Origin of the sequence: Paenibacillus sp. OT2-17, from assembly GCF_009827695.1 — a bacterium.
GTDB lineage: Bacteria > Bacillota > Bacilli > Paenibacillales > Paenibacillaceae > Paenibacillus > Paenibacillus polymyxa_B.
Genome location: NZ_WUDQ01000325.1, coordinates 1 through 4,054 on the forward strand (window position 1 = coordinate 1; position 4,054 = coordinate 4,054).

The window sequence follows — 4,054 nt, forward strand, 5'->3', positions numbered from 1 at the left end:
ATGTAAGGTAAAATGTGTGCAAATGTAGCATCTGCCAAATCCGCTGCCCGCTGCATCACTTCCAGCTCTTCTGCATCCTTGTACACCCGTAGCTTCTCCACAATGCCCGACACCGGAACCAGTGAAATAGGTGACAAATCTTCGCTATAAGCTTTATGCGTCGCAACAGTTACAGCGTCTTGCTCGAAGCCTGTTTCGCTGATCTGATGGGAAGACAGTAATTCTTTCACCGTTTCCATGACCTGTGCAGCGTGCTGCACCACCGTGAAGCCTTCGGCTTGTTCGGTCGCTTGCGTCATATAGCGAAAGTCAGTCAGCAAATAGCTATGGGATTCCGTAATCAGCACATAACCCGCCGAACCTGTGAAGCCTGTCAAATATCGACGATTGACAGGGCTAGTAATCAGCATAGCCCGCAGATTATGCTCGCCCAGCGCCTGCCGCAGCTTTAACACCCGGTCATTCTTCATCTTTCATTCCGCTCCCCTCTGTCAAATAACCAAATGCTATTTTAACACAGGGGATAGGCGCTTGAGAAGTTTTTGTTACGTTCAGCCCTCAGCTTTCTCAGGCTCGCGCTTTCTTTCATCCGTATACTCGACAGCAACGGTATATCCGATAAATAGTCCCCACAGTATAAACACACAAATTTCTGTATATAAGGAATTCCATGTTAACCGATCAGGAGCATTCATAATTCCTAGCTTAGGACCTGTTAATACAAATAAAACAACCCACCAAATCAGACCATACACAATTCCGGGTATAGGACCCTTAAATCTGCGCAGCAACAGAGTGTACACCAGTGAAGCTACGACGGATAATCCAATAAAAAAAAGTAGCCCTACCAGATGTCCCGCCATGGTGTTCATAAACGAATGCTTGAAAAAAGGCTCCGCGAGAAAGCCAGGCGCTACTACCGTAAAATGCAACTTATAAAACAGCCAGCGCAGCAATCCCCAGAGTAAACCCGCAAAAAAACCCAACTCAAGTGCAAAAGGAATGAGAGGCGTATGTATTTTGCCTGACTGCTGCCTGCCTCTACCACTGTCGTTATGATGACGTTGATCCTGAGATCCGCGAGACTGCTCCTGTTCATGTCCTATCTTGGGTATAGAGTAGGTTTCACTCATGTTGTTTAATCCCCTTTCAATATGCAAACTTTTTCCCATCGTAAAGACAATTGCAATCGGAAATGCATGTACGTCCATCGGATTCTGCATTCCATTTTGCTAGGTAGTATGCTCCAAGGGGGAATAGTTTAACAATGAACAGGAATGCTGAATAATGGCAGCTTTCCAATTGAGGGTACGGACCCGTTTTTTACATTGACAAAATTTCAATCCTCTATCATAATATAATGATGAAAATGATAATCATTATCATTTCCTAAAAACATATATACGGGAGAACGCTTCTATGAAAAAGGGATTAATCGGGATTTTATTGTTAATGGTTTTTACGCTCACTCTGGCAGGTTGCGGAGCAGCCGACAAAGCATCGAATAAAGATCAGACAGCCACGTCGGGTAGCAAACCGACTGACACAGCGACTGGTCCTGTGACGGTAAAGCATAATCGTGGTGAGGTCACGCTCAACAAGCCCGCACAGCGTGTCGTAGTGCTGGAATGGACATTTACAGAGGATTTGATTGCGCTGGGCGTTCAGCCGGTTGGTAATGCAGACAATGCCAACTACAAGGTGTACGTGACACCGGAGGCGGCTCTCGATAGTAGCGTGGTCGATGTCGGCACGCGTAACGAGCCGAATCTGGAAGCGATTGCTGCATTGAAGCCGGATCTGATCATTTCAAATGTTGATGGAAATGAGGCTATCTATGAGCAACTCAAGGCCATCGCTCCAACGATCGAATATAATCTGAACGATGGTAACGGCTACGATCATGATAAAATGGTAGAAATTTTTAATAGCATCGCAGGTGCTCTTGGAAAAGAAGACAAAGCTAAGCAGGTGCTTGCCGAACTGGATCAGCATTATGCTGAAGCCAAAGAAAAGCTCACCGCTGCTGGCAAGTCGGATTATCATTATATACTGACACAGGCTTTCACTTCGCAAAATGCGGCCAGCCTTCGTATGTTTTCAGATAACTCAGTCGTCGTGGCAACACTGGCGAAGATCGGCATGATTAACGATTGGAAACCGAGCAAAGTTGAACAGTATGGCTTTTCAACCGTAGGCATTGAAGCTCTGTCTGCCGTTCAGGACAGCAACTTTATCTATATTGTTCAGCCGGACGATAATGTTTTCGGCGCACCCATGAAAAATAATTCGGTCTGGAATGGTCTAAATTTCGTTAAAGAAAAACGTACCTATTCACTGAGCGGTACGACATGGACATTTGGCGGCCCCCTCTCTTCAAAAGGGCTGGTTGACCAGGTTGTCGGGGCAATTACGCAATAAGTTGTCTCCAAATATTCATTCGGTTTTATAATGAGTAGCATTTATGTGAGCAGTCTGAGCTCCATAAATGCTTTTTTTATAAGCCTGTGGCATGAGCTTTCTCCACGATAAGAATTTCTACCTTCTCCTTTAAAAGCAGAATCTTAGCTTGGAGTGGCCTAATTACTACACTCAGTTTCATCTAACTAGATATTCCCTTCCAAATTCGATACAATATACAAAAAAGCATGTATTAAGAGAGGTGAGACGGTTGTCACAAGCATCCAAGCCTGTGAGCTACGGCGGTCAGGCAGTCATTGAAGGTGTCATGTTCGGCGGCAAGCGTGTCAATGTCACGGCAGTTCGCCGCAAAACTGGCGAAATCACATATTTGGAAGTACCACGCAAGGAGCAATCCTGGGTATCCAAATTCCGCAGAATTCCTTTATTGCGGGGGATTGTAAGCATCATCGACTCCAGCGCCAAGGGTACCAAGCATTTAAACTATTCAGCCGATGCGTATGCTGATGATGAAGTAGATCTGGAAGAACGCGCTGAGCAAAAGAAAAAAGAAGAATCTCGCTGGAGTCTGAGTATGATGATCGGTGTGGCGGCAGTCGGTATTTTGTCATTCCTGTTTGGCAAAATTGTATTGACTCTCGTTCCGGTTATTGTAGAGAATTTCCTGTTCGGAAGCTTGTTTCACAGCCAAATTTTGCATAACCTCGCAGAAGGAGCTATTAAGCTGATTCTGCTACTGGCTTATTTGTGGAGTATTTCCCAAACTCCGTTAATTAAGCGACTGTTTCAATATCACGGCGCAGAGCATAAAGTAATTACAGCATTCGAAGCAGGGGAAGAACTAACCCCGGCCAATGTACAAAAATACAGCCGTCTGCATTACCGCTGCGGTAGTAGCTTTATTATGCTGACCGTGATCATCGGAGTACTTGTCTATTCCCTATTTACCTACGATAATCTGTGGGAGCGCATGGGGCAACGGCTTCTACTGCTTCCGATCGTACTGGGGCTTTCTTTTGAATTTCTCAAGCTGACCAATGCTCTTCGTGAAATTCCGGTACTTCGTTATTTAGGTTACCCCGGTCTGTGGCTGCAACTACTTACCACCAAAGAACCGACTGATGATCAAGTGGAGGTATCCATTGCCTCATTTAAGCGTATGCTTGAATTGGATGCTGAGTTGGAAAACGTACCTGTAAAGGAGACCTTCAACAGTCTGGTCCTTGATCCTGTGAAAGGATGAGTGAATAATGAACAGACATGCCGTTATTTTCTGGCTTACCCTTGCTTTGGGTGCATATGGGATTGTGGATATGCTATGGAGAGGAAGCTGGGGCTTTCTCATGAGTTTACTAATTCCCGTCCTTGTTTTTGCAGTTATATTTCTGCTATACAAATACCTGCCAGGGCAACGCAATCGTACTCCCAAAATCAAACCCTCTGTGCGCACCATGGCCAAAACAGCCAACGCACGTAAGCAGCAGACTACAGGCAAGCGCAAAGCGTATCCTTTTCATGTAATTGAAGGTTCCAAGGGCAAAAATGAAGAAGAACAACCTAAATATCATTAATGATAATCATCCTTTAAAATGTAGCACAAAGGAGCCATCACCCGCGTATTCAAATATGACCG

The 4,054-nt window shown here is 45.1% G+C and carries 5 protein-coding genes; 3 read left to right on the plus strand and 2 right to left on the minus strand.

The genetic code is table 11. The features are described from left to right. A partial coding sequence (locus tag GRP75_RS20435; RefSeq protein WP_202404230.1) for an aminopeptidase P family N-terminal domain-containing protein occupies positions 1-470 on the minus strand: 470 nt, incomplete at its 3' end. 81 nt (positions 471-551) lie between these two features. Beyond that, complete coding sequence (locus GRP75_RS20440) at positions 552-1,133, minus strand: YqhR family membrane protein (protein ID WP_160790209.1); 582 nt, start codon at positions 1,131-1,133, stop codon at positions 552-554. A gap of 286 nt (positions 1,134-1,419) precedes the next feature. On the opposite strand from GRP75_RS20440, the gene GRP75_RS20445 reads away from it, so the two are divergent. The 3 genes from GRP75_RS20445 (at position 1,420) to GRP75_RS20455 (ending at position 3,992) form a co-directional block, all read left to right on the plus strand. Continuing rightward, positions 1,420-2,421, plus strand: a complete 1,002-nt coding sequence (locus tag GRP75_RS20445; protein ID WP_160790210.1) for an ABC transporter substrate-binding protein — start codon at positions 1,420-1,422, stop codon at positions 2,419-2,421. A 250-nt stretch (positions 2,422-2,671) separates the two neighbouring features. Further along, on the plus strand, positions 2,672-3,664 hold the full coding sequence (locus tag GRP75_RS20450) for a DUF1385 domain-containing protein (protein WP_160790211.1): 993 nt from the start codon (positions 2,672-2,674) through the stop codon (positions 3,662-3,664). Between the two features lie 7 nt (positions 3,665-3,671). Then, positions 3,672-3,992 carry a hypothetical protein gene (locus tag GRP75_RS20455; protein ID WP_023989265.1) on the plus strand — a complete coding sequence of 107 codons (321 nt, stop codon included), beginning with the start codon at positions 3,672-3,674 and terminating at the stop codon, positions 3,990-3,992. Positions 3,993-4,054 lie beyond the last annotated feature (62 nt).

Bases quoted from the DNA above. Each gene is read 5' to 3' on its own strand.
- GRP75_RS20440 (WP_160790209.1), bottom strand. From the start codon at position 1,133: ATGAGTGAAACCTACTCTATACCCAAGATAGGACATGAACAGGAGCAG.
- GRP75_RS20445 (WP_160790210.1), top strand. From the start codon at position 1,420: ATGAAAAAGGGATTAATCGGGATTTTATTGTTAATGGTTTTTACGCTC.
- GRP75_RS20455 (WP_023989265.1), top strand. From the start codon at position 3,672: ATGAACAGACATGCCGTTATTTTCTGGCTTACCCTTGCTTTGGGTGCA.